Annotated in this window: 21 protein-coding genes; 9 read left to right on the top strand and 12 right to left on the bottom strand. The window is 72.8% G+C overall.

Annotated elements, in window-relative coordinates; all coding sequences use genetic code 11:
- Positions 1 to 16 precede the first annotated feature (16 nt).
- From ACFYOH_RS14690 to ACFYOH_RS14680, 3 genes are all read right to left on the bottom strand, one after another.
- A complete protein-coding gene (locus ACFYOH_RS14690) occupies positions 17 to 646 on the bottom strand; it encodes an MBL fold metallo-hydrolase (RefSeq protein WP_388625480.1) in 630 nt (209 codons plus the stop codon).
- Complete coding sequence (locus ACFYOH_RS14685) at positions 646 to 1,731, bottom strand: S-(hydroxymethyl)mycothiol dehydrogenase (protein WP_388625478.1); 1,086 nt, start codon at positions 1,729 to 1,731, stop codon at positions 646 to 648. The genes ACFYOH_RS14690 and ACFYOH_RS14685 overlap by 1 nt, the downstream gene beginning before the upstream one ends.
- Before the next feature lie 632 nt (positions 1,732 to 2,363).
- A complete protein-coding gene (locus tag ACFYOH_RS14680) occupies positions 2,364 to 2,669 on the bottom strand; it encodes a hypothetical protein (protein ID WP_388625475.1) in 306 nt (101 codons plus the stop codon).
- Between the two features lie 175 nt (positions 2,670 to 2,844).
- On the opposite strand from ACFYOH_RS14680, the gene ACFYOH_RS14675 reads away from it, so the two are divergent.
- Positions 2,845 to 3,210: a nuclear transport factor 2 family protein gene (locus ACFYOH_RS14675; protein WP_388625474.1), complete on the top strand. Its 366-nt coding sequence runs from the start codon at positions 2,845 to 2,847 to the stop codon at positions 3,208 to 3,210.
- A 49-nt stretch (positions 3,211 to 3,259) separates the two neighbouring features.
- Here ACFYOH_RS14675 and ACFYOH_RS14670 read toward each other — a convergent pair whose 3' ends face one another.
- The 4 genes from ACFYOH_RS14670 to ACFYOH_RS14655 all read right to left on the bottom strand — a co-directional run bounded on the left by ACFYOH_RS14670 (position 3,260) and on the right by ACFYOH_RS14655 (position 5,996).
- Positions 3,260 to 3,718 (bottom strand): MarR family winged helix-turn-helix transcriptional regulator, encoded by a 459-nt coding sequence (locus tag ACFYOH_RS14670; protein WP_388625472.1) that lies wholly within the window; start codon positions 3,716 to 3,718, stop codon positions 3,260 to 3,262.
- 103 nt (positions 3,719 to 3,821) lie between these two features.
- A complete protein-coding gene (locus ACFYOH_RS14665; RefSeq protein ID WP_388625469.1) occupies positions 3,822 to 3,959 on the bottom strand; it encodes a hypothetical protein in 138 nt (45 codons plus the stop codon).
- A 204-nt stretch (positions 3,960 to 4,163) separates the two neighbouring features.
- Complete coding sequence (locus ACFYOH_RS14660; RefSeq protein ID WP_388625467.1) at positions 4,164 to 5,189, bottom strand: alcohol dehydrogenase; 1,026 nt, start codon at positions 5,187 to 5,189, stop codon at positions 4,164 to 4,166.
- A gap of 144 nt (positions 5,190 to 5,333) precedes the next feature.
- Complete coding sequence (locus ACFYOH_RS14655; RefSeq protein WP_388625464.1) at positions 5,334 to 5,996, bottom strand: TetR/AcrR family transcriptional regulator; 663 nt, start codon at positions 5,994 to 5,996, stop codon at positions 5,334 to 5,336.
- A 150-nt stretch (positions 5,997 to 6,146) separates the two neighbouring features.
- Between ACFYOH_RS14655 and ACFYOH_RS14650 the strand changes: the two genes are divergently transcribed.
- Positions 6,147 to 7,400 (top strand): YncE family protein, encoded by a 1,254-nt coding sequence (locus ACFYOH_RS14650; protein ID WP_388625462.1) that lies wholly within the window; start codon positions 6,147 to 6,149, stop codon positions 7,398 to 7,400.
- 66 nt (positions 7,401 to 7,466) lie between these two features.
- On the opposite strand, the gene ACFYOH_RS14645 is transcribed toward ACFYOH_RS14650, so the two are convergent.
- Complete coding sequence (locus ACFYOH_RS14645) at positions 7,467 to 9,347, bottom strand: cellulase family glycosylhydrolase (RefSeq protein WP_388625459.1); 1,881 nt, start codon at positions 9,345 to 9,347, stop codon at positions 7,467 to 7,469.
- Positions 9,348 to 9,416: 69 nt separating this feature from the next.
- On the bottom strand, positions 9,417 to 11,606 hold the full coding sequence (locus ACFYOH_RS14640) for a GTP-binding protein (protein ID WP_388625457.1): 2,190 nt from the start codon (positions 11,604 to 11,606) through the stop codon (positions 9,417 to 9,419).
- A gap of 261 nt (positions 11,607 to 11,867) precedes the next feature.
- Between ACFYOH_RS14640 and ACFYOH_RS14635 the strand changes: the two genes are divergently transcribed.
- Genes ACFYOH_RS14635 through ACFYOH_RS14605 form a run of 7 tightly spaced genes read left to right on the top strand, consistent with a single transcriptional unit; the run spans position 11,868 to position 19,536 of the window.
- Entirely contained in the window at positions 11,868 to 12,359 is a 492-nt protein-coding gene (locus ACFYOH_RS14635) for a (2Fe-2S)-binding protein (RefSeq protein ID WP_388625454.1), read from the top strand.
- The gene (locus tag ACFYOH_RS14630; RefSeq protein ID WP_388625452.1) at positions 12,356 to 14,833 is read left to right on the top strand and encodes a xanthine dehydrogenase family protein molybdopterin-binding subunit; all 2,478 of its coding nucleotides are present in this window, start codon (positions 12,356 to 12,358) and stop codon (positions 14,831 to 14,833) included. The genes ACFYOH_RS14635 and ACFYOH_RS14630 overlap by 4 nt, the downstream gene beginning before the upstream one ends.
- The gene (locus tag ACFYOH_RS14625; RefSeq protein ID WP_388625449.1) at positions 14,830 to 15,684 is read left to right on the top strand and encodes an FAD binding domain-containing protein; all 855 of its coding nucleotides are present in this window, start codon (positions 14,830 to 14,832) and stop codon (positions 15,682 to 15,684) included. Before ACFYOH_RS14630 ends, ACFYOH_RS14625 begins: the two co-directional genes overlap by 4 nt.
- A 15-nt stretch (positions 15,685 to 15,699) precedes the next feature.
- Complete coding sequence (locus ACFYOH_RS14620; protein ID WP_388625447.1) at positions 15,700 to 16,575, top strand: AAA family ATPase; 876 nt, start codon at positions 15,700 to 15,702, stop codon at positions 16,573 to 16,575.
- 5 nt (positions 16,576 to 16,580) lie between these two features.
- Positions 16,581 to 17,777: a VWA domain-containing protein gene (locus tag ACFYOH_RS14615; RefSeq protein WP_388625445.1), complete on the top strand. Its 1,197-nt coding sequence runs from the start codon at positions 16,581 to 16,583 to the stop codon at positions 17,775 to 17,777.
- On the top strand, positions 17,770 to 18,873 hold the full coding sequence (locus ACFYOH_RS14610; RefSeq protein WP_388625443.1) for an XdhC family protein: 1,104 nt from the start codon (positions 17,770 to 17,772) through the stop codon (positions 18,871 to 18,873). The genes ACFYOH_RS14615 and ACFYOH_RS14610 overlap by 8 nt, the downstream gene beginning before the upstream one ends.
- Before the next feature lie 21 nt (positions 18,874 to 18,894).
- A complete protein-coding gene (locus tag ACFYOH_RS14605) occupies positions 18,895 to 19,536 on the top strand; it encodes an SRPBCC family protein (protein ID WP_388625440.1) in 642 nt (213 codons plus the stop codon).
- Between the two features lie 11 nt (positions 19,537 to 19,547).
- On the opposite strand, the gene ACFYOH_RS14600 is transcribed toward ACFYOH_RS14605, so the two are convergent.
- The 3 genes from ACFYOH_RS14600 to ACFYOH_RS14590 are packed head-to-tail and all read right to left on the bottom strand — an operon-like array spanning position 19,548 to position 22,219.
- Positions 19,548 to 20,048: a metallophosphoesterase family protein gene (locus ACFYOH_RS14600; RefSeq protein WP_388625437.1), complete on the bottom strand. Its 501-nt coding sequence runs from the start codon at positions 20,046 to 20,048 to the stop codon at positions 19,548 to 19,550.
- 9 nt (positions 20,049 to 20,057) lie between these two features.
- Positions 20,058 to 21,068: an SDR family oxidoreductase gene (locus tag ACFYOH_RS14595; RefSeq protein WP_388625434.1), complete on the bottom strand. Its 1,011-nt coding sequence runs from the start codon at positions 21,066 to 21,068 to the stop codon at positions 20,058 to 20,060.
- 41 nt (positions 21,069 to 21,109) lie between these two features.
- Positions 21,110 to 22,219, bottom strand: a complete 1,110-nt coding sequence (locus tag ACFYOH_RS14590; RefSeq protein WP_388625431.1) for an enolase C-terminal domain-like protein — start codon at positions 22,217 to 22,219, stop codon at positions 21,110 to 21,112.
- Position 22,220: the final 1 nt, after the last annotated feature.

Genomic DNA, 22,220 nt, shown 5'->3' with positions numbered 1-22,220 from the left:
TATCGCCGGCGCGGTCTCAGTGTCCGCGCCGGATCCATTCGTCCAGGTGCGGTGCCTCGGCGCCGATCGTGGTGGCGTCGCCGTGGCCGGTGAGGACCTTGGTCTCCGGTGGGAGGGTGAGGAGTTTGTCGCGGATGGAGTCGATGATCGTCGGGAAGTGCGAGTAGGTGCGTCCGGTCGCGCCCGGGCCGCCCTGGAAGAGGGTGTCCCCGGTGAAGACGGTGCCGAGGCCGGGGTCGTACAGGCAGACGGCGCCGGGGGCGTGCCCCGGGGTGTGCAGCACGGTCAGGTCGGCGCCGGCCGCCTCGATGACCTGGCCGTCCAGAAGGTGCCGGTCGGGGTCGCGGTGCGGGTGGGTCGTCTTCCACAGCGGCAGGTCGTCGGGGTGCAGCCAGATGGTGGCGCCGGTCAGGTCGGCGAGGGCGGGGGCGGCGTTGATGTGGTCGTTGTGGGCATGGGTGCACACGATGGCGATCAGGCGCCGGTCGTCGACGGCGCGGGCGATGGCCTCGGCGTCATGGGCGGCGTCGATGACGATCACCTCCCGCTCGTCGCCGACGATCCACACGTTGTTCTCGACGTCCCAGGTGCCGCCGTCCAGGGTGAACTGCCCCGAGGTGACGAGGCGTTCGATGCGTACGGTCATCAGAGGACCACCACCGAGCGCAGCACGTCGCCGTGGTGCATCCGCTCGAAGGCCTTCTCGACCTCGTCCAGTTGGATCGTCTCGGTGACGAACGCGTCGAGCGGCAGCCGGCCCTGCAGGTGCAGGTCGATGAGCATGGGGAAGTCACGGGAGGGCAGGCAGTCGCCGTACCAGCTGGACTTCAGGGCGCCGCCGCGGCCGAACACGTCCAGCAGGGGCAGTTCGAGCTTCATCTCGGGGGTGGGGACGCCCACGAGGACGACGGTGCCGGCGAGGTCGCGGGCGTAGAAGGCCTGCTGGTAGGTCTCGGGGCGGCCGACGGCCTCGATGACGACGTCGGCGCCGAAGCCGCCGGTCAGCTCGCGGATCGCCGCGACCGGGTCGGTCTCGCCGGAGTTGACGGTGTGGGTGGCGCCCAGGGTGCGGGCCTTGTCGAGCTTGCGGCCGTCGATGTCCACGGCGATGATCCTCGCCGCGCCGGCGAGGCGGGATCCGGCGATGGCGGCGTCGCCGACGCCGCCGCACCCGATGACGGCGACGGAGTCGCCCCGGCCGACGCCGCCGGTGTTGAGGGCGGCGCCGATGCCGGCCATGACCCCGCAGCCCAGCAGGCCGGCGACCGCCGGGGAGACGGCCGGGTCGACCTTGGTGCACTGGCCGGCGGCGACGAGCGTCTTCTCGGCGAACGCGCCGATGCCCAGTGCGGGCGAGAGTTCCGTACCGTCGGTCAGGGTCATCTTCTGCCGAGCGTTGTGCGTGTCGAAGCAGTACCAGGGCCGGCCGCGCAGACAGGCCCGGCACTGTCCGCACACGGCCCGCCAGTTGAGGATCACGAAGTCACCGGGTGCCACGTCGCTCACGCCCTCGCCGACCGACTCCACGACACCGGCGGCCTCATGGCCGAGGAGGAAGGGGAAGTCGTCCGAGATGCCGCCCTGCTTGTAGTGCAGGTCGGTGTGGCAGACACCGCAGGCCTGGACGCGCACCACGGCTTCGCCCGGCCCCGGGTCCGGCACCACGATCGTCTCGACCCGTACGGGCTCGTCCTTTCCCGGTGCGATCACGCCGCGCACTTCCTGCGCCATGGTCTGGCCCCTTCCTCGAATGCCTTCGCAGCCGACCCTACGCGCGACCGATCGGTAGCGGGGCGGACGCCTCGCCGGGCGCGCCCGGCGAGAACGGAGTGCGCACCGCGGCCCGGAACAGGACGTGAACTCCTGGACGTGTTCCCGGTGTTCGCCGAAGCGCTGGACGACCTCTGCGGGCGCCTCGATCCGTATCTCCCCACGCTCCAGCCCGGGTGCGCCACGCCTCTCCCTGGTGTCCGACGTCACCGCCCGTCCGGTGGGCGCGGAGACCGCCGAGCCGGAGTTCTGGGGCCGAGGCCGTACCGACCGGGAGGCAGTCCGGGAGACATTCCGGGAGCAGGCGGGTGAAGCCCGTCACCCGCGCCCTGTTCGAGCCAGGTGCGGACTCCGGTCGCGGTGCAGCCGACCGACCGCCTCCGCGAAGCGCAGCGGCTCTTTCGCGCTGTCCCGGGACTGGGCGGCGCTGCGGTCGGGGCCGAGCACCGGCTCCGGGGCCGTACAGGGGTGAGGGCCGCCACCGGGGTCGTACAGCGGCTTGGGCCGCTTCCGGCGGCCGTGCGGCACTGAGGCCGCCCCGCCGGGAACGGCCCTCGCGCAGATGCCCTGCGCCCCTCGTGTCCGCGTGCGGGTCAGGCCTGGACGGCCGGCAGCAGGCCCGTCGCGGGTGCCACGAGGTCGGTGACCTGGTGCAGTTCGTTCAGCCGGTTCAGCTGGCTGACCTGGTTCAGCGAGCGCACCTGCTGGGAGACCCGCGGGACCTGCGCCTTGTGCTGGGCGGGGATGTCGCTGACGGTGAGCGAGTCGAGCACGGCCATGGGGTTGATCTGCCCGGGGTGCGGTGCGCTCGCGCCGGCCGCGTTCGCCAGCGGTGCGGCAAGGCCCGTGACCCCGGCGGCGAGGCCGAGGGCGGCGACGATACGTCGTGTTGAGATCATGTTCTCAGCAACGGCCGCGGACCCCGGCCGGACACGGGCGGCGGCCCTCGCTCACTCGTGAGGCGGAGCCCGCCGTCTGCGCTTGCCGTGGCCGCCGGGCCGGGGGAATCTCGAAGGGTGGGGGTCCGTGCGGTCCGCGCCCCGCCGGGCCGCGGGCGCCCGAAGGAGGTCACCCATGGGCACCGCGACAGGTTCCGCCTTCGACATCGAGACACTGCGCCGGGGAATAGAAGGGAACACGGGGAACACCCTTCTGTCGCTCTACGCCGACAACGCGGAGATCCGTATCGTCGACCGCAACAACCAGCCCAGCCACCCCACCGTGCTGCGCGGGCGGGGTCAGATCGCCGAGTTGCTGGACGACATCTACAGCCGCGACATGACACACAAGCTGGACCGGTGCGTCGTCCAGGGCGATCACGCCGCGTTCAGTGAGTCCTGCCAGTACGGGGACGGCACCCGCGTCCTCGCCGAGTCGATGGTCACGTTGCGCGACGGCAAGATTGCCGACCAGTTGATCATCCAGGCCTGGGACGAGTAGGCGCACCCCGGTATGGCAGGTGCCGGAAGGAGATTCGCGAGGGTCCGGGTCACCTCCCGGCTGACCTGGACCTTCTCGGCGCAGGCGAGCCTGGGGCGGCTGCCCCGGGCTCGCCCTCTACGGCCAGGACCAGCTTCCGCAGCAGTTCCGCCAGTGTGCGCTGTTCTGTTTCGGTCAGCGCTGAGAGCAGCGCGCCTTCGCCCGTGTCCTCCGCTGCCGCGTGTGCTTCGAAGGCGGCGTGGCCGGCCTCGGTGAGCCGGACCCGTACGCGCCGGCGGTCACCGGTCTCCTGCGTGCGCGTGATCAGTCCTGTCTCCTCGATCGGCCCGAGCCGGGCCGACAGCGCGCCCCGGGTCAGGCCCAGCCGCTCGGCGAGCCCCGAGGGACTGCACTCGTACGGCGGTCCGGACCTGCGCAGCGTCAACGGCACCTTGTACTGCCAGTACTTCAGGCCGTCGGCGTCCGGCACCTCCCGGCGGGCCTGCGCCGTGTGCCGGGCCAGGATCATCAGCCGGGCCGGCGATGGCCTCCCGCACCGGGTCCAGCCACTCCAGCTCGCGCGCCCAGACGACCACGTGCCGGTCCACCGAGTCCTGCACCCGCTGCCTCCCTCAGTAGTTTCCGGGAAGCTGCTGCGGGTGGTGGACCTGGCGCGGCGGCTGGTCGGGCGCATGACCGAGGATCTGCTCACCGCGGCCCGGGAGGCCGAGGTCCTGCTGCTGTCCGCCTCGCTGGCCCTGCTCGGGCATGCGACCGCTCGCCGCGACAGGGGAGTTCGCACCACCGCGACGCGCTGGCCCCGGCCCTGGTGCGGGTCACCCGGGGGCGGGCGGACCGGGAGCGGGCGCGCTCGCTGGGCGCCCGCATCCGCGACGAGGACGGTGCGGCCCCGGTACTCGCGGCACTGGAGCGGCTCGGCGGCTGACGAGCCGGCCGGAGCCGGCCCTCAGGGGTCAGCCGTTGGTGAGGACCATCCGGAAGCGCGCCTTGCCGGCGAGCATCTTCTGGTAGGCCTCGCCGGCGGCGTCCAGCGGCACGGTCTCGGTCGTCGGACGGATGCCGTGCAGGGTACTGAAGGCCATGGTGTCCTCGACGTCCTGCGATGTGCCGGACGGGTGGCCCCGCACGACGCGCGCGGCCATCAGCAGCTGGGCCGGATTGACGCCCATCGGCGCGGTGTCGGCTCCGATGACCACGAGCTCACCGCGGGGGCCCAGCCCGTCCACGGTGGCCGTGATGGCGTCGGAGTTCCCGGCGGTGGCCAGCACGGCCCGGGCGCCGCCGAGGGACTGCAGTGCCTCGGCGACCGGCGTGCCGGAGGTGCTGTCGACGTAGTGGTGGGCGCCCAGTCGCTTGGCGAAGTCGGCCTTCTCCGCGCCCCGGGCGATCGCCACGGTCTCGAAGCCCATCGCGACGGCGTACTGCACCCCCAGGTGCCCCAGACCACCGAGCCCGAGCACGGCGACCAGGTCTCCCGGCCGGGCGGAGCTGCGCCGCAGCCCGTTGAACGTGGTCACGCCCGCGCAGGCCATGGGTCCCGCATCGGTCGCCGACAGGCCTTCCGGGATCCGGGCGAGGGCGTCGGCGGGCGCGATCACCTTCTCGGCGAAGCCTCCGTCGTAGGCCCACCCCGGGACCTTCAGGTTCGGGCACACGATGAAGTCGCCCTGCCGGCACGGCTTGCAGTGCCCGCAGCTGCCGCCGAACCAGCCGACCGCCACCCGGTCACCGACCTTCCAGCCCCGTTCCAGCACGCCCTGGCCGAGTTCCTCGACATGCCCGGCGATCTCGTGCCCGGGCACCTCGGGGAAGGTCACGCCCGGTAGTCCGCCGCTCACGAAGAGGGCGTCACTGTGGCAGACCCCGCACGCCTCCACGGCGATCCTCACCTGGCCCGGCCCGGGCTGCGGCACCTCTCGTTCGACCAGCTCGAACGTGCCGTTCGGAGCGGTCACCTGCGCGACTCGATACGTACTCATGCGCTTCTCCGGAGAACGGGTACGACAGACCTGAGGTCCAGCACACCAGCTCCGGGCCGATCGCGCGCGTCGAGCCCCTCGGACCCGTGCCGGCCTCGCTCCACGGGCCCGGCACCGGCCCGCGGCCCGGACGCCCTTGCCCGGTCACCCGCCCCGGGGCCGCCAGCCCTCCGGCCGGAGCATGCCGAGCAACAGCCGCACCAGCTCGTCGACCACCTCGTCGAGCGTGGCGTCCACCCAGCCGGCGCTCCAGTCGTGCAGCAGGCCGTTGACGCTGCCGATGAAGGCCGTCGCGGCGAGGCGGTAGTCGCGGGGCGCCGCCTCCCCCCGCGCCACGGCCGCGTCCGCCTCGGCGCGGATGAGGTCGATCCAGCGGGCCCGGCGGGCCAGCCGCTGCTCCTCCAGGCGGGGGCTGACGCCGACGATCTCCACGAAGGTGATACGGATGCGGCGCGGGTCGCAGGTGACGTCGCGGGCGTAGGCCCGGAAGAGCACGCCGGCCCGCTCGGCCAGCGGCAGGCCGTCCGCCGTGGCGAGGGCGTCCAGCACCGCCTGTTCGGCCCAGCCGTTGACCTGGAGGTGCAGCGCGGCGAGGACGTCCTCCAGGGTGCGGAACTCCTCGTAGAACTGGCGGGTCGACAGACCGGCGGCCTGGCTCAGCGCGGCGACCGTCGTGGCCCGGTAGCCGGGGGTGCCGCCGAACAGTTCCAGGGCCGCGTCCAGGAACCGCCTGCGCCGCTCGGCCTGCCGCTCCTCGGCGGATCTGCCGCCGTAGCGGCCCGTCGGCGCCTTGAGCCTGCCCGCCACGTGTTCCCCCTCCGTCCGCCACCGGTCACCCAATCTTGTCGTGCACACATCTTGTCGAGCAGCCCATCCGTTCCTTACTTTTCAGTAAGTTCACTGTGAATGCACCCGTGTTCAGATTCCCCGCACACCCCCCGAGGAAGGAGAGCAGTCATGCCTGCCTCCAGAACCAGGCACCTGTGCTCCGTGGCCGCCGCCCTCGCCCTGACCGTCGCCGGCCCGGCGACCGCCGCGTCCGCCGCGAGCGGCGCCTCCGACGGCCTGCGTGAGGTGCTGTTCGTCGGCAACAACTGGGACGGCACCGCCGATGTCATCAAGTCCTCCGGCGACTTCACGAAGATCGGCCGGATCAACGTCGTCCCCGACAAGGCGGCGCGGCTGGCCGAGATCAACGCCGACCCGATCAAGTGGATCTACTACACGTCCATCCGCAACCAGGTGGGCGAGGGACACGACCAGTACGTGGACGACATGTACTCCACGCCCGACGGCAGGTCCCTGGTCGTCTCCCGGCCCAGCTTCGCCGACGTGGTGTCCATCGACCTGGCCACCGACAGGATCAACTGGCGCTTCCCGGTGGCGGGTTACCGCGCCGACCACATGGCGGTCTCGCCCGACGGCACCCGGGTCGCGGTCTCCGCCTCGACCGCGAACAAGGTGCAGGTGCTCGACATCGACTCCGGCAAGGAGCTGGGCGAGTTCGACACCGGCGACAAGCCGCACGAGAACTTCTTCACGAACGGCGGCAAGTACATCTGGAACATGTCCATCGGCGAGGTGACCACCTCCCTCGACGCTCCGGGCTGGGACTGGACGAAGGGCGACCGGCACATCACCGTCGTCGACGCGACGACGTTGAAGCAGGTCAGGACCATCGACATGCGGCAGCGGCTGGACGCGATCGGGCTGAAGGACTTCTCCGACGCCGTCCGGCCCGCCGCCTTCACCCCCGACTGGTCCAAGCTGTACTTCCAGGTGTCGTTCTTCAACGGCTTCCTGGAGTACGACGTCGCCGCCGACAAGATCACCCGGGTGAAGACCCTGCCGGAGAACCCGGCGACGAACCCGGACCGCACCACCTGGCTGCTGGACTCGCGCCACCACGGCATCTCGATGAACCCGGGGGGCACCAAGTTGTGTGTCGCCGGGACGATGGACAACTACGCCACCGTGGTCGACCGGGCCTCCTTCGACGTCGGCCCGCTGATCACCGCCGCCACGCCGTACTGGGCGACCGTGAGCGGCGACGGCAAGGACTGCGTCATCTCCGAGGCCGGCGCCGACCAGGTCACGGCCATCGACTTCGCCACCGGCCAGAAGGTGCTGTCCGTGCCGGTCGGCGACCATCCACAGCGCGTCCGGCTGGGGCACGTCCAGGCCGACTGGACGGGCCCGGCGGGGAGTTGAGCGCCGTACGGCTCCCGGGGTGACCCCACTCCTCCCGGGGGCCGTACGGCTCCTGCTCACCAGGCCTCAGAAGCGCGCCGCCGCCCACGCGTCCAGCTCGGACTTCGCCGCCCTCAGCAGGTCCGCCGAGGGCGCGCCGGCCCCGTCGGTCACCAGCGCGTAGTGCAGGGCGCCGGAGTCCGTGTCGGTGAGCAGCAGGCGGCGGCTGCCGGTGCCGCCCGGCTCGGGGGCGACGGCGACCGGGGTGGCGGCGCCGGTGTAGGCGGGCGGGGCACAGGCCGTGCCCAGGTCGGAGACGACGGTGGTGGACGCGGTGGGGAAGGACGCCGGCAGGTGCAGCTCGGTGGGGGCGCTGCCGTCGCCGGAGCGCCACACCAGCAACCCGTACCGGCCCGAGCCCACCAGCTTCGCCACGTTCGGCAGCGAGGACGGCACCGGGTTCCAGGTGAGGGTCGTGGAGCCGTCGCGGGAGCGGTCCTCGTAGGTGAAGGCGAGGGCCGTACCGGCCGTGGCGCTCGGGTAGAGACGGTCCAGCAGCCTGGCGTCCTGGCGCAGGGTGACGTTCCCGGAGTCGTCCAGGCGTACGGCGGAGAGGTCCTCGTCGTTCCAGGCGTCGCCGGAGCTGAGCACCTTGTCGGGGTTGCCGTTCATCAGCTCGTGATGCCGGCCGCTGTAGAGGTCCCACTGCCACTGGGTGCCGGAGAGCACCGGGCCGGAGGCGGCGGGGTTCGTCCACCAACTCGCGCCCGGCTGGCGGGAGTCTAGGGCCTGGTACATGGCCTTCAGCACGGTCGGCGCCTTGTCGGAGACCGTGCCGGACAAGGGGTGGCCGAACTCGCTGACCACGGCCGCGGTGCCGGCGGCAGCGGCGCGGTCCTGGACGGTCGCGAAGTCGGAGGCGTACTGGCCGTCGGCCGCCTTGCCCCACATGAGGATGCCGGAGATGGCCATCTGGTCGTAGAAGTGGGTGTTGAAGACGTAGCCCGGGCCGAGCGCGCCCGCGTCCAGCAGGCCGCCCTCCTGCTTCTGGGTGGAGATGTTGGCGTTCCAGAACAGGTTGGGCTCCACGAAGGCGGGCTTGTCCTGCCAGCCGGCGGCGTCCATGCGGGCGCGGAACTTCTCGTAGAACGGCCACAACAGGTCCCTCTCCCAGGTGCGGGAGGTCTGCCCGGAGTCGTAACTGCCGGCATAGGGCTCGTTGTACGGGTCGAATCCGGTGATGCCCGCGAACTCGGCGGCGTTCAGGTGCTGTCGGAGGTAGGTCATGGCCGTCTGCGCGGTGGTGAGGAAGGCGTCCCGGAGGCCGTAGGTGTTGTGCCAGAAGTCGTACTGCGCCTGCCGCACGGCGGCGTTCTGGGTGATGTTCTGGCCCCAGAAGAGGCAGATGCCGCACGACTCGGCCGGGTAACTCCCCGCATCCACCGCCCACTTGGGCGCACCGTCGCCCGTGTACCAGCTGCCGCTGTTGAACAGGTGGCGGGAGTACAGGTCCTGGTGGAAGTCAGGGAAGACGCGGATGCCCGCGTCCAGGAGGGTGCGCAACTGCTCGGTGACGGCGGCCAGGTAGCCGGTGTCCACCTGGCCGCGCACGGGTTCGGCGTGCGCCCAGGAGAACAGGAAGCGCACGGTGTTCGCGCCACCGAGGGCGCGCAGCGCGGCCGCGGACTTCCGGGCGTCGGCTACAGAGGCGAAGGGCAGGCCGCCGTTCTCCTCCAGCTTGGTCTCGCCGGAGACGTTGTAGCCGCGCAGGACGATCTCGCGCCCCTGGCCGTCGTTGAAGCGGCCGCCCTGCACGGTGAGCGGGGCGCCGTCGAACCAGAGGGAGTCGGTGGGGAGGGCGAAGGAGATGGCGGGGGTCGCGGCGGTGGCGGGCGGGAGGCCCGCCACCGTCAGGAGTCCACTGAGGACGACCAGGACAACCAGCAGACGCATCCGAATATTCGGCATGTCCACTACAGTCCGGCGATGTCCGGACAGCGTCAACACCTTGTGACTTTTGAGTAAGTTGACCACCAGTCAGCTCGCTGCTCGATCTCCCATCCGGCGTGTCACGTTGAGCAGGTACTCCTTCCGGTTCAGCGGGTTCTGGTCGGTGCGCGGCCGTTCCGGGACCGTGCCGCGGGTGACCGGCGCGTAGTGGTCGAACGCGGTCTCCAGCTCGCCCTCGCCCCGGGTGAGTCCGGGCAGCCGCTGCCCCAGCTCGTGCACCCGGGCGGCCGGCACCGTGCCCTCCAGCGCGACGGCAGCGCCGAGTGCCCCGGTGGTCTCCGGTACGGCGCCCAGCCGGGCCAGCACCGGGAGCAGCGCGCCGAGCGTGTCCGCCGGGGCCTGAAGCCGGAAGCGGTGCATGGGCTCGTGCACCCGGGTGCCCGCCCGGCGCAGCGCCTCGGCCAGGACCAGCGGGGTCAGGCACCGGAAGTCGTAACCGGTGCTCGACATGCTCTTGTCGAAGCCCTGGTGGGCGTGGCTCTGCCGGGGCGAATAGCCGGAGTGTGTCATGGTGACCGTGCAGTCGGGGATCCGCCAGCCGTGCAGTCCCTGACCGAGCGTCTCGCGGACGGTGTCCTCCACGGCCTTGAAGAAGGCGTACGGCATCGAGCCGAGCTCCACCTCCAGGCGGAACTCCACCCCGGAGCCGGGCGGTGCGGGCTCGACGCGCAGACCGACGGTGGCGAGGAACGGGTTGGCGTCCTTCTTGTTGAACTCCACGGCGTGTCCGGTGCCGACGGGGCGTTCGATGCACAGGGTCGTCGTCTCGCGGAAGCGGACGACCAGGCCGTACTCCTCGGCGAGGGTCGCCTGGATCACCTCCTTCTGCACCTCGCCGTAGAGGGACACGGAGGTCTCCCCGCGCAACTCGTCGTGCCGGACCCCGATGAGCGGGTCCTGCTCGGCGAGCTGGGTGAGCGCGAGGTGCAGCGAGCGCCGGTCGGCGCCGGGACCGGGCACGACGACGGTCTCCAGGGTGGGCGGCGCGAAGTGGTGCGCGTACGCCCTCCCCGGCCGCCCGATCGCGTCACCGATCCGCACACCGCCGAGCCCCCACACCTTGACGATCCGCCCGGCACCTGCGCGGTCCTGCCGGACGTCGGTGCCGCACTCGAACACACTGAGCCCGGTCACGCGCCCCTCGGTACGGCGCCGGGCACCCGACCCTGCCGACGGGCCGCCGGCACTCCCACCCTCCAACCGACCGTCGCCACCCCGGCCCTCCCCCCGGCCTCCAGCAGCCCCGCCCTCCAACCGACCGCCGGCACTCCCGTCCTCCCCCGCGATCCGCCCCTCCCCCTGGCCCTCGTCAGCCCCACCCTTCAACCGACCGTCGGCCAGGTCGGCCCCCTCTCCCCCGTCCCCGAACGGGACCCGGTCGCGGATGTGGAGGGTGCCGGAGAAGATGCGGGCGTAGGCCACCTTCTCGCCCGCCGGGCCGCGTTCGACCTTGAAGACCGTGGCGGACAGGGGGCCGGACGGGTCGCCACCGGCGGCGGGCAGCAGGTGCTCGATGCCGGCGGTCAGTTCGGGCACGCCCGCTCCGGTGATGGCGGAGCCGAAGTACACCGGATGGACCAGCGCGCGCCGGGTCTGGGCGGCGAGGGCGGTGCGCAGACGGGCGTCGGACACCCCGCCGTCGAGGTAGGCGGCGAGCAGGTCGTCGTCGTAAGTGGCGAGCACGTCCAGCGCGGCCGGGCCGAGGCCGGGGACGAAACGGGCGGTGGGGGTGCCGAGTGCGGTGGCCTCCCCCATCGGGACGAGCGGTACGGACAGCCTGCGGGTCATCTGGTCGAGCACGGCGGAGCCCTGCGCGCCCCGCCGGTCGATCTTGTTCACGAAGATCAGCGTGGGGATGCACAGCCGGCGCAGGGTGCGCATCAGCACCCGTGTCTGCGCCTGGACGCCCTCGACGGCCGAGACGACCAGCACGGCGCCGTCCAGCACGCCGAGCACCCGCTCGATCTCGGCGATGAAGTCCGGGTGACCGGGGGTGTCGATGAGGTTGACGGTGACGCCGTCGAGCGGGAGAGAGACGACGGCGGACTTGATGGTGATGCCGCGCTGCCGCTCCAGCGCGAGGGTGTCGGTGGTGGTGCTGCCGGCGTCGACACTGCCGATCTCGTCGATCACTCCGGCGGTGTGCAGCAGCCGTTCGGTCAGGCTGGTCTTACCGGCGTCGACATGCGCGAGAATTCCGAGATTGAGCAGATGCACTGAGCGTGATGTCCTTCGGCACGGGGCGGATTCCTTCCTGGGCGGACATGCACGCAGCGCGCATCGCTGATCCTCTCTGTGTGACGACGGATACCGCGCAGTGCAGCAGACACCGGCACCCGGCAGCAATGGATTAACGCTCAACAAATGCCGGTCACAGCACTCGCCGTGACCAGGGTGCGGTCGTAGGGTGACGTACGTCACGTCCGATGGCTGGAGATCCCTGGCTGAAAACCCTCTCCCGCACGGTCTGGAGGGCACATGACCCGCATCTCGGTGAACGTGGACGGCACGACGTACGAGGACGATGTGGAACCCCGTCTTCTCCTCGCCCACTACCTGCGCGACCGCCTCGGTCTCACCGGCACCACGATCGGCTGCGACACCTCCAACTGCGGCGTCTGCACGGTCGACCTGGACGGAGCCAGCGTGAAGAGCTGCTCGGTGCTCGCCGTGCAGACGGACGGCTGCACGGTGACCACGATCCAGGGGCTCGCCCAGGACGGCGAGTGGACGGCACTGCAGCGCGCCTTCCACGAACAGCACGGCCTGCAGTGCGGCTACTGCACCCCGGGCATGATCATGGCCGCGCGCGATCTGCTGCGCGAGAACCCGCATCCCGACGCGGACGAGATCCGGCAGGGCCTGGAGGGCAACCTCTGCCGCTGCACCGGCTACCAGAACATCGTCCGCGCGGTGCTCGCCGCGTCCGGACGACCCACTCATGCGGCTGCCGAGGAGGTCTCGGCATGACCGGCCAGGCCGTCGAACGCGAGGTCGGGCGCCGCCGGCTGCGCAAGGAGGACGCCCGGCTGATCACCGGCCAGACCAACTGGACCGACAACATCCAGGTGGCCGGACTGCTGCACCTCGCGATCCTGCGCAGCCCGATGGCGCACGCCCGCCTCACCCGCGTCGACGTCTCCCCCGCCCGCGAACGCCCCGGTGTCGTCGCGGCGTTCAGCGGCGCCGACCTCGCCGAGGGGCTGGGCTCGCTGCCCTGCGCCTGGCCGGTGACCGAGGACATCGTGCTGCCCGAGCACCCGCCGGTCGCCGTCGACGAGGTCCGCTACGCGGGTGACCCGGTCGCGGTCGTGGTGGCCCGCGACCGGTACGCGGCCGCCGACGCCCTGGAGGCGATCGAGGTCGACTACGACCCGCTGCCCCCGGTCCTCGACCTGGAGGCCGCACTCGCCGAAGGCACCCCGCTGGTCCACGCCGACAAGGGCACCAACCGCTGCTACACCTGGCCGCTCGCCACCGGCGAGAGTTTCGCGGCGGTGCGGGACCGCGCCGAGGTGACGCTGAAGCGCCGCTACCACCAGCAGCGGCTGATCCCCAACGCGATGGAGCCGCGCGCGGTCGTCGTCACCCCGCTCGCCGCCTCCGGCGAGTACACGCTCTACTCGGCGACCCAGATCCCGCACATCCTGCGGATCATGCTGTCCACGGTCACCGGGATCCCCGAGCACAAGCTCCGTGTCGTCGCTCCGGACGTGGGCGGCGGCTTCGGCTCCAAGCTCCAGGTGTACGGCGAGGAGGCCCTCGCGCTCGCGGTCGCCCGCAAGCTCGGCCGGCCGGTGAAGTGGACGGAGTCCCGCTCCGAGGGCGCGCTCGCCACGCACCACGGCCGCGGCATGATCCAGGACGTCGAGATCGCCGCCACCCGCGAGGGAAAGCTCCTCGGCCTGAAGGTCGACCTGCTCGCCGACATGGGCGCCTACCTGATGCTGGTCACCCCGGGCATCCCGATCCTCGGCGCCTTCATGTACCCGGCGATCTACAAGATGGACGCCTACGACTTCACCTGCACCGGGGTGTTCACCACCCGCACGCCCACCGACGCCTACCGCGGCGCCGGGCGCCCCGAGGCGACCTTCGCCATCGAGCGGATCATGGACGAGCTGGCCGCCGAACTCGTCCTGGATCCGGTGGAGTTGCGGCGCCGGAACTGGATCCGGCACGAGGAGTTCCCGTACACCTCGATCGCCGGACTGACCTACGACAGCGGCAACTACGAGGCGGCCACCGACAAGGCGCTCGCCCTGTTCGGGTACGACGACCTGCGCGCCGAGCAGCGGGGGCGCAACGAGCGCGGCGACCCGGTACGGCTCGGCATCGGCGTGTCGACGTACACCGAGATGTGCGGGCTGGCGCCAAGCCGGGTGCTGCGCGACCTCAGGTACGGGGCCGGCGGCTGGGAGGCGGCGAGCATCCGCATGCTGCCCACCGGCAAGGTCGAGGTGGTCACCGGCACCAGCCCGCACGGGCAGGGCCACGAGACCTGCTGGAGCCAGATCGCGGCCGACGTGCTCGGCGTGCCCTTCGAGGACGTCGAGGTGCTGCACGGCGACACCAAGGCGGCCCCGCAGGGCATGGACACCTACGGCTCGCGGTCGCTGGCCGTCGGCGGCGAGGCCGTGCACCGGGCCGCGAAGACGGTCGTCGAGAAGGCGCGGAAGGTCGCCGCCCACCTGCTGGAGGCCAGCGAGCAGGACCTGGAGTTCAGCGACGGCGTGTTCTCCGTGAAGGGCTCGCCCGAGGCCCGTAGGACCATCCAGGAGATCGCCTTCGAGACCTTCACCAACCACGACCTGCCCGACGGCGTCGAGCCCACCATCAACGCCGAACACGTCGTGGACCCGGAGAACTTCTCCTACCCGCACGGCACCCACCTGTGCGCGGTCGAGGTGGACACGGAGACGGGGCGGACGCGCATCCGGTCGTACGTCTGCGTCGACGACGTCGGCCGGGTCGTCAACCCAATGATCGTCGAGGGCCAGGTGCACGGCGGGCTCGCGCAGGGCATCGCGCAGGCGCTGTATGAGGAGGCCGTGTACGACGACGACGGCAACCTCCTGTCCGGCACCCTGGCCGACTACCTCGTGCCGTCGGCGGCCGACCTGCCGGACTTCGTCACCGACCGGACGGAGACACCGGCCGCCTCCAACGCCCTCGGTGTCAAGGGCGTCGGCGAGGCGGGGACGATCGCCTCGACACCCGCCGTGGTCAACGCCGTCGTGGACGCGCTCAGGCCGCTAGGGGTGCGGGACGTGCGGATGCCGTGTTCCCCGCACCGGGTGTGGCAGGCGATCCGGGAGGCGCGGTCCGGTGCGGCCGGCGGTCCCGGCGGGACGGGGCCCGCGCAGTCGGGGCAGTCCGGGCAGGTGGCCCGGTCCGGCGAGCTGGGTCAGTACGGTCGGCCGGGTGAGGAGGGTTCGGCATGATTCCCCCCGCGTTCGCCTACACCCGTCCGGACAGCGTCGACGACGCGGTGCACGCGCTCGCCGACGCGGGCGACGAGGCGAAGGTGCTGGCCGGCGGGCAGAGCCTGGTGCCGCTGCTGCGGCTGCGGCTGGCCTTCCCGGAGCTACTCGTGGACGTCGGCCGGATCCCCGAGCTGCGCGGGGTCCGCGAGGACGGCGACTCGCTCGTCATCGGCGCGATGACCACGCACCACGAGGTGGTGCACGACCCGCTGGTGCGCCGGCACGCCGGGCTGCTCGCGCAGGCGACGGCCACGGTGGCCGACCCGGCCGTCCGGCACCGGGGCACCCTCGGCGGCTCGCTCGCCCACGCCGACCCGGCCGGTGACCTGCCCGCGGTGGCGCTGACCCTGGACGCCGGACTGGTCGTGGCCGGCCCCGCCGGGCGCCGCACCATCGCCGCGCGGGACTTCTTCGTGGACTACCTGCAGTCGGCGCTCGCCGACGACGAACTGCTGCTGGAGGTGCGGATCCCGAAGACGGACGGCTGGAGCTTCCACTACGAGAAGTTCCACCCGGTCGCCCAGTCCTGGGCCGTCGTGGGCGTCGCCGCACTGGTACGGCGCGACGACGGGCGGATCGCCGAGGCACGCGTCGGGCTGACCAACATGGGGGCGACCCCGCTCCGGGCGACGGCGGCCGAGGAGGCGCTGGCGGGTGCCGACGGCCCGGAGGCCGTGGCCCGGGCCGCCGAGGCTGCGGCGGACGGGACGCGGGCGGCGCAGGACCTGTCCGCCTCGCCGGAGTACCGGCGGCATCTGGCGCGGGTGCTGACCAGGCGGGCGGTGCTGGCCGCCACCGGAATGGGGTGAGCGCCGATCATCACGATGGACGACCCGGAGCAGGTGCGGGCCCGCCTGGAGGAGACGGGGTACCTCGTCGACGAAGGGCTGGCCGTCACCTGCTTCCTGGCCCTGAGGCTGCACCGGCCGCTGTTCTGCGAGGGCGACGCGGGCGTGGGCAAGACCGCGCTCGCCGCCGCCCTCGCCGGGGCGCTCGGCGCGCCGCTGATCCGGCTGCAGTGCCACGAGGGCATCGACGCCTCGCAGGCCCTGTACGACTGGGACTTCCCGCGCCAGCTGCTGCATCTGAGGGCCGCCGAGGCGGCCGGGGTCACGGACGCGGACCGGCTGGAGAGCGAGCTGTACGACCGCCGCTTCCTCATCGCCCGGCCGCTGCTCCATGCCCTGCAGACCCAGCCGTCGGTGCTGCTGGTCGACGAGATCGACCGGGCCGACGACGAGTTCGAGGCGTTCCTGCTGGAGCTGCTGTCCGAGTACTCGGTGACCATCCCGGAGCTGGGCACGCTGCGCGCCGAGCGCCCGCCGGTCGCCGTGCTGACCTCGAACCGCACCCGCGAGGTGCACGACGCGCTGAAACGCCGGTGCCTGTACCACTGGTTCGACCATCCCTCCTTCGCCCGTGAACTGGCCATCGTGCGCCGCCGGTTGCCGCAGGTGTCGGCGCGGCTGGCCGAGCAGGTGACGGCGCTGGTGCAGGCGCTGCGGGACGCGGACCTCATCAAACCGCCCGGGGTGGCCGAGACCCTGGACTGGGCCGAGGCCCTGGACGCGCTGGGGGCAAGCGAGGTGGATGCGGACCTGGCGGTGGCGACGCTGGGCTCGGTGCTGAAGTACCGGGAGGACACGGACCGGGCACGGGGGCTCGATCTCGCGGCGGTCCTCGCGGCCCGGGGCGGGTGAGGGCGGTGGGCACGACCGGGAACGGGACGGACCGCCCGCGGGAGGCGGGCGCCGAACGCCTCGGGGCCGACGCCGTGCTGCTCGGTTTCGTGCGGGCGCTGCGCGCGGCAGGGGTCGAGGCGAGCACCGAGCGGCTGCACGCCTTCCTGCGGGCGGTGGCCGCCCTGCGGCCGGGGGTGCGGGCGGATGTGTACTGGGCGGGGCGGGCGACACTGTGCGGCGGGCACGACGACCTGGAGCGTTACGAGCGGGTGTTCGCCGCGTACTTCGGCGCCACCGACGAGCAGGCCCGCCGGCCGGTGCGTGCCGCGCCCCCGCCGCGGCAGAGGCTGGTCGCCCGGGAGGCGCCCGCGGGATCGCGTACGCCGGGCGAGGGTGAGCCGCCCAGGCCGCCGGTCGCAGCGCTCGCCAGCTCGGCCGAGGTACTGCGGCACCGCGACTTCGCCGCGCTCGACCCCGCCGAACGGGACCAACTGCGCCGACTGCTCGCCGCGTTCGCCCTGGAAGGTCAGGCGCGGCGCTCGGCGCGGCGCAGGCCCGCCCGGCGCGGTGAGGTCGATCCGCGGCGCACCGTACGGGAGTTGCTGCGGCGGGGCGGGGAACCGGCCCGGCTGCGCCGGCACGCGCGCGTGGAGCGGCCACGCCGGGTGGTGCTGCTCGTCGACGTGAGCGGCTCGATGGCGCCGTACGCCGACGCGCTGCTGCGGTTCGCGCACGCCGCGGTCCGCACGGGCCGCACAGAGGTGTTCACCATCGGCACCCGGCTGACCCGGGTGACCCGCGAACTCTCGCACCGGGACCCCGACCTGGCGATGGCGGCCGTCGCGGCGGCGGTGCCCGACTGGCGCGGCGGCACCCGGCTCGGCGAGCTGGTGCGCGAGTTCCTGAACCGCTGGGGGCAGCGCGGGATGGCGCGCGGCGCGATCGTCGTCCTGCTCTCGGACGGCTGGGAGCGCGGCGATCCGGAGCTGCTCGGGCGGCAGATGCGCCGGCTGCACGCCCTGGCCCACCAGGTGGTCTGGGCGAACCCGCGCAAGGCCCGCCCCGGTTACGCACCGCTGGCGGCCGGGATGGCGGCGGCGCTGCCCAGTGTGGACGCCTTCGCCGCGGGGCACAGCCTGGCGGCGCTGGAGCGGCTGGCGGCGGTGGTGCGCGGTGCCGGTGGCGCCGCGGGCCCGGTGAGAGGAGCGGACGGTGCGTGAGATCCTGCCGGCGCTGGCGCACTGGCACGCGGCCGGGACGCCGTTCGGACTGGCCACGGTCGTCTCGGTCAGCCGCAGCGCGCCGCGCGGCCCCGGTGCCGCCATGGCGGTGGGTCCGGACGACGAGGTCGTGGGGAGCGTGTCCGGGGGCTGTGTGGAGGGCGCGGTGTTCGAACTCGCCCAGGAGGTCGTGGCGAGCGGCGAGGCGCGTCTTGCGACCTTCGGCTACAGCGACGAGGACGCGTTCGCGGTCGGGCTGACGTGCGGTGGCGAGATCACCCTGCTGGTGCGGCCGGTGACGCCGGAGTCGGACCCGGCGTTCGGCGCGGTCGCCGCGTCGGTCGTCGGCGGCGAGCCGGTGACCGTGGCCACGGTGGTGGACGGACCGGCGCCGCGCGGCGCCACGCTCGCGGTCTGGCCGGACCGGGCGGCGGGCACGCTCGGCGCGAGCGGCCTCGACGTCGCCGTCACCGCCGACGCGCGCGGCGAACTCGCGCTCGGCGCCTCGGCCCTGCGGCACTACGGGCCGCACGGCGAGCGCCGCGAGGACGCCGTCACGGTGTTCCTGCAGTCGTTCGCGCCGCCGCCGCGCATGCTGGTCTTCGGCGCGATCGACTACGCGGCCGCCGTGGCGCGGATCGGCGACTTCCTCGGCTACCGGGTCACCGTGTGCGACGCCCGACCGGTCTTCGCCACGCCCAAACGGTTCCCGGGGGCCGTCGAGGTCGTGGTGGACTGGCCGCACCGCTATCTCGCCGGCACGGACACCGACGACCGCACCGTGATCTGCGTCCTCACCCACGACCCGAAGTTCGACGTCCCGCTGCTCGAGGAGGCCCTGCGCCGCCCGGCCGCCTACATCGGCGCGATGGGCAGCCGGAAGACCCACGAGGAGCGCCTCGAACGGCTCGCGGAGGCGGGCCTCACCCAGGCCGAACTGTCCAGGCTGCGCTCACCGCTCGGGCTGGACCTGGGGGCCCGTACGCCCGAGGAGGTCGCCGTCTCCGTCGCCGCCGAGATCGTCGCGCTGCGCTGGGGCGGCAGCGGCGCGCCGCTGACCACCACCGCCGGAGCCATCCACCCGCCCCCCGGCTGAAGAGCCCGGAAGGAGCCTGTCATGGAACTGCACCACGAGTTCACCGTCCCCGTGCCGGTCGACGACGCCTGGCACGCACTCCTCGACATCGAACGGGTCGCGCCCTGTCTGCCGGGCGCGGTGGTGGAGGACTACGACGGCAAGACCGTGAGCGGCTCGGTGAAGGTCAAGGTCGGCCCGGTCACCGTGACCTACCGGGGCACGGCGGTCTTCGAGGAGCAGGACGGGGCGGCACACCGGATGGTGCTCGTGGCGAGCGGCCGGGAGACCCGGGGACAGGGCACGGCCCGGGCGAGGGTCACCGGCACCCTGACCGAACGCGACGGCGGCGGCACGGCGGTGTCGGTGCGGACCGACCTCACCGTGACCGGCCGCCCCGCGCAGTTCGGGCGGGGCGTGCTGGCGGAGGTCGGCGACCGCCTGGTGGGCCAGTTCGCGACCTGCCTGGCGGACCGCCTGTCCGAGCCGGCACCCACTCCTGCCGCCGAGGAGCAACCGCAACTGTGGGAGGAGCCGGAGCCGGAGCCGCTGGACCTCCTGCGCACGGCAGGTCTGCCGGTGGCCAAACTGGCGGCGGCCGCGGCGGCGGTGGCCGTACTGGCATGGGCGACGGCCGGGCTGCTACGACGCGCGCGGCGGAGGCTCACTGCTCGCCGCCGGTGACGGGCAACTCCCTACCGCTGCGGCAACCGGTGCAGGGTCACCTCGCTGAGCACGCCGTCGGCGAGCACGGCGGTCATGTACGTGCAGTGGGGCTGGCGGCGCCGGTCGGTCGGCGAGCCGGGGTTGAGCAGGCGCAGGCCGGTCGGGGCGGTGGTGTCCCAGGGGATGTGGCTGTGGCCGAAGACCAGGACGTCGAGGCCGGGGAAGCGGGCGGCGCAGCGGGCCTCGCGGCCCTGGGCGGGGCCGGTCTCGTGGACGACACCGAAGCGCAGGCCGTCCAGTTCGGCGTACGCCACCTCGGGGAGCCGGGCCCGCAGCTCGGGGCCGTCGTTGTTGCCGTAGACCCCGATGAGCCGGCGGCTGCGGCTCTCCAGCAGGTCCAGGGTGGCGGTGTCGACCCAGTCGCCCGCGTGGAACACGACGTCCGAGTGCGGGAGTTCGGCCAACAGCGGCTGGGGGAGCCGTTTGGCGCGCTTGGGCAGATGGGTGTCGGACATGAGCAGCAGGCGCACGCCCTCAGCCTAGGCGGCGCGGGAGGTCAGCCGGCGCAGGCCGCGTACGGCGCCGAGCAGCGCGGCGCCCGCGCCGAGGGCCGTGGCCGCGGGGTGCCGGACCAGGGTCTGCTGCCAGGAACGGGGGTGCGCGCTGTCGTCGAAGGAGCCGTGGGCGCCCTGGTCCTCGGTGGGGTCCTGGTCCACCGGTGCGAAGAGGTTGTCCAGTCCGGCGGGCGGGATGCGGTCGGTCTGCTGGGAGTCGAAACCGGTGCGGGCGAGGTAGCGGTCGAGCGGGGCCGGGGCGAGCCGGTTGGCCCAGATGGTGGCCACAGTGCTGGCACCGACGTAGTACTGCTTGCGGCGCGGGTGGTCGGCCGCGTGTACCACGCCCCGGGCGGCGACCTCCGGCTGGTAGATCGGCGGTACCGGCATGGGGTGCCGGGAGAGCCGGGAGCGGACCCATTCGAACTGGGGGGTGTTGACCGCGGGCAGCTGGACGACGGTGACATGGACGTGGCTGCCTCGGTGCAGCAGTTCCGTGCGCAGGGCGGAGGTGAAGCCGTTGATGGCGTGCTTGGCGCCGCAGTACGCCGACTGCAGCGGGATCGACCGCTCCCCGAGCGCCGAGCCGACCTGCACGATCGTGCCCCGGTCGCGGGGCAGCATGCGCCTGAGGGCCGAGCGGGTGCCGTTGACGAAGCCGAGGTAGGTGACGTCGGTGATCCGCCGGAACTCCTCGGGGGTGATCTCGTCGAACGGCGCGAACACGGTGGCGAAGGCGCAGTTGATCCACACGTCGACCGGGCCGAACTCCTTCTCCGCGGCTTCGGCGACGGCCTCGACCTGGGCCTGGTCCGCCACGTCGGCCGGCTGGACGAGGGGGCGTCCGCCGAGGACCGCGACCTCGTCCGCCGCCGCCCGCAGTCCGCCCTCGCCGCGCGCGACCAGGACGACGTTCGCGCCCCGCCGGCCGTACAGACGGGCGGTGGCGCGCCCGATCCCGGCGCTGGCACCGGTGATGACGACGGTCGAGGGCATGGTCTTCTTCCTTTCCCACACGGTGACTTCATCCAGTGTCTTCACTCCGTCCGACAGGGCCCGGCCCGTTCCTCCACAAGGGTCAGTCCCAGTCCGGGTGCCCCGTCGGCGCCCGGCGTGATGCTGCCGCCGCCGGGGTCGAGCACGCCGTCGAAGAAGAGCCGCTCGATGCGGACGTGGTCGTGGAACCACTCCAGGTGGCGCAGATTGGGCACGGCCGCGGCGGCATGGGCGTGGGCGTGTGGTGCGCAGTGGCCGGAGATCTCGATCCCGCGTGCGTGGGCGAGCGCGGCGACGCGCAGCCAGACGGTGATGCCGCCGCACCGGGTGACGTCCGCCTGGAGGCAGTCGACGGCCCCGGCGGCCAGCATGTGCTCGAAGTACGGCAGGGTGTAGCCGTACTCGCCGGCGGTGACGTCCATCGGGAGGCGGCCGCGCAGGTCCGCGAGCAGGGTCAAATGGTCGGAGGAGACCGGTTCCTCGAACCAGGTGACGCCCCGGTGCGCGAGGACGGCGCCGATGCGCGCTGCCTGCCCGCCGGTGTAGCCGCCGTTGGCGTCGACGTACAGCTCGACCCCGTCGCCGACGCTCGCCCGCGCCCGGTCGACCCGTTCGAGGTCGCGGCCCTCACGGCTGCCCCATGACTCGCCGATCTTGATCTTGACGCGGGGGATGCCCTCCTCCTCGGCCCAGCCGCGCAGTTGGCGGTCCTGACGCTCGGCGTCGTAGGTGGTGAAGCCGCCGCTGCCGTAGACGGGCACGTCGTCGCGGGCGGCGCCGAGCAGGTCGACGAGGGGCAGTTCGAGCAGGCGGGCCTTGAGGTCCCACAGGGCGATGTCGACGGCGGCGATCGCCTGCGCGGCCACGCCGGGCTGTCCCGCGTTGCGCACCGCGCGGCACATGCGCTCGTTGGCGCGCGGCACGTCGAGCGCCGGCAGGCCGCTGACGGTGCCGGCGAGGAGTTCGCGGACGACGTGGGCGGTGGCGGCAGGGGCGTAGGTGTAGCCGAGGCCGGTGGTGCTGCCGGAGCGCACGGTGACCAGGACGAGGGTGGTCTTGTCCCAGGAGAGGGTGCCGTCCGCTTCGGGGGCGTCGGTGGGCACCGTGTAGACGGCGGTGTCGACGTCGTCTACGGTCGGCCGGTCGCTCACG

The sequence above is a fragment of the Streptomyces sp. NPDC007856 genome (assembly GCF_042868225.1).
Lineage (GTDB): Bacteria > Actinomycetota > Actinomycetes > Streptomycetales > Streptomycetaceae > Streptomyces.
This window is presented reverse-complemented; position numbering and strand designations above follow the sequence as displayed.

Coding starts and splice junctions, on each gene's coding strand:
- ACFYOH_RS14670 (WP_388625472.1), bottom strand. CDS start 3,718: ATGATCCTGGCCCGGCACACGGCGCAGGCCCGCCGGGAGGTGCCGGAC.
- ACFYOH_RS14675 (WP_388625474.1), top strand. CDS start 2,845: ATGGGCACCGCGACAGGTTCCGCCTTCGACATCGAGACACTGCGCCGG.
- ACFYOH_RS14680 (WP_388625475.1), bottom strand. CDS start 2,669: ATGATCTCAACACGACGTATCGTCGCCGCCCTCGGCCTCGCCGCCGGG.
- ACFYOH_RS14605 (WP_388625440.1), top strand. CDS start 18,895: ATGGAACTGCACCACGAGTTCACCGTCCCCGTGCCGGTCGACGACGCC.
- ACFYOH_RS14660 (WP_388625467.1), bottom strand. CDS start 5,189: ATGAGTACGTATCGAGTCGCGCAGGTGACCGCTCCGAACGGCACGTTC.
- ACFYOH_RS14665 (WP_388625469.1), bottom strand. CDS start 3,959: ATGCCCGAGCAGGGCCAGCGAGGCGGACAGCAGCAGGACCTCGGCCTC.
- ACFYOH_RS14685 (WP_388625478.1), bottom strand. CDS start 1,731: ATGGCGCAGGAAGTGCGCGGCGTGATCGCACCGGGAAAGGACGAGCCC.
- ACFYOH_RS14630 (WP_388625452.1), top strand. CDS start 12,356: ATGACCGGCCAGGCCGTCGAACGCGAGGTCGGGCGCCGCCGGCTGCGC.
- ACFYOH_RS14620 (WP_388625447.1), top strand. CDS start 15,700: ATGGACGACCCGGAGCAGGTGCGGGCCCGCCTGGAGGAGACGGGGTAC.
- ACFYOH_RS14635 (WP_388625454.1), top strand. CDS start 11,868: ATGACCCGCATCTCGGTGAACGTGGACGGCACGACGTACGAGGACGAT.
- ACFYOH_RS14645 (WP_388625459.1), bottom strand. CDS start 9,347: ATGCCGAATATTCGGATGCGTCTGCTGGTTGTCCTGGTCGTCCTCAGT.
- ACFYOH_RS14595 (WP_388625434.1), bottom strand. CDS start 21,068: ATGCCCTCGACCGTCGTCATCACCGGTGCCAGCGCCGGGATCGGGCGC.
- ACFYOH_RS14690 (WP_388625480.1), bottom strand. CDS start 646: ATGACCGTACGCATCGAACGCCTCGTCACCTCGGGGCAGTTCACCCTG.
- ACFYOH_RS14650 (WP_388625462.1), top strand. CDS start 6,147: ATGCCTGCCTCCAGAACCAGGCACCTGTGCTCCGTGGCCGCCGCCCTC.
- ACFYOH_RS14625 (WP_388625449.1), top strand. CDS start 14,830: ATGATTCCCCCCGCGTTCGCCTACACCCGTCCGGACAGCGTCGACGAC.